The sequence below is a fragment of the Vibrio lentus genome, from assembly GCF_002875945.1.
Classification (GTDB): domain Bacteria; phylum Pseudomonadota; class Gammaproteobacteria; order Enterobacterales; family Vibrionaceae; genus Vibrio; species Vibrio apostichopi.
The window spans coordinates 1-957 of record NZ_MCZK01000027.1 but is presented as its reverse complement, the minus strand read 5'-3'; the positions used below and the strand labels follow the sequence as shown (position 1 = coordinate 957).

Annotated in this window: 1 protein-coding gene; it reads right to left on the bottom strand. The window is 44.6% G+C overall.

Translation table 11 applies throughout. The features are described from left to right. Positions 1-384: 384 nt before the first annotated feature. Positions 385-825, bottom strand: coding sequence for a ribonuclease HI (locus tag BCT49_RS02475; RefSeq protein ID WP_102434012.1), 441 nt, complete (start codon positions 823-825; stop codon positions 385-387). Between the last annotated feature and the right edge of the window lie 132 nt (positions 826-957).

Here is a 957-nt window from a genome sequence, read left to right as displayed (position 1 = left end):
TCCATAAAGCTGGAATAGCTCATCCCCAGAGGGAGCGCAGAGCCTAAAGCTCTCTCGTCCAGCCTTTCGATATCACCTTCGACCTGTCCAAACTCATATGTCATCAGTTCGGTTAGCCGTACCACTCGATAACCCACAATCAAATCCCCCAACCATTTTCAATGTGACTTATTCTACCGAAGTGATGGGAGGTGCAGGATTTCTAACCATGGGTTAGGTCTATCAATTACAGAAATTGTGATTTTCATTCACTGAACCCACCCACCTTAATAACCACTTCATCATTAAATTAATATACTACTCTGTAATGCAGCAGGTTTATCCCAACAAACAAAACAGGGCACAGCCTGCTAGCGGTCTGCCAACAAACTGTGCTCTATCTTCTTACTCGGCTTCTGCCGCTTCAACGGCTAACAAGTCTGCCATGTCATTACCCTTATTACCTGAATGAGCTTTGACCTTTCTTACCTCTACGTATTTCTGTGAACGCAGTTCGTCGATTTGTTGCCATAGATGGCGGTTCTTTACTGGCTTTTTGTCTGACTTACGCCAACCTTTATCCTTCCAGTTATCTAACCAACCGTTGTAGCCCTTTACACAGAAATCACTGTCTGAGTAGATGACATCGCCATCCTGCGCGTACTCTAGACCTTCGATTAAGGCCATTAGCTCTAATTCAGCATTGGTGGTACTGCGTCTGATAGTGATGCTATCTTGATACTCTACCTCACCGTGCTCATTAAAGGCTGCGATACCAATTCCACCCTGTGTGCATCCGTGTTGATTGTTCGGTGCCGCGCCATCTACGTAAATTGAAAAACTCATTTTATTTCTCTCTCTAATTGAAAAGGGAGCTCAATGGCTCCCTGTTGATGTGGTCAGTGTGTTTTCTGCTACTTGGATTATTCTTGGCTCTCTCGCAGTGCTAGACGTTGTTCCATCCATTCTTCGATTTCA

Bases quoted from the DNA above. Each gene is read 5' to 3' on its own strand.
- BCT49_RS02475 (WP_102434012.1), bottom strand. From the start codon at position 825: ATGAGTTTTTCAATTTACGTAGATGGCGCGGCACCGAACAATCAACAC.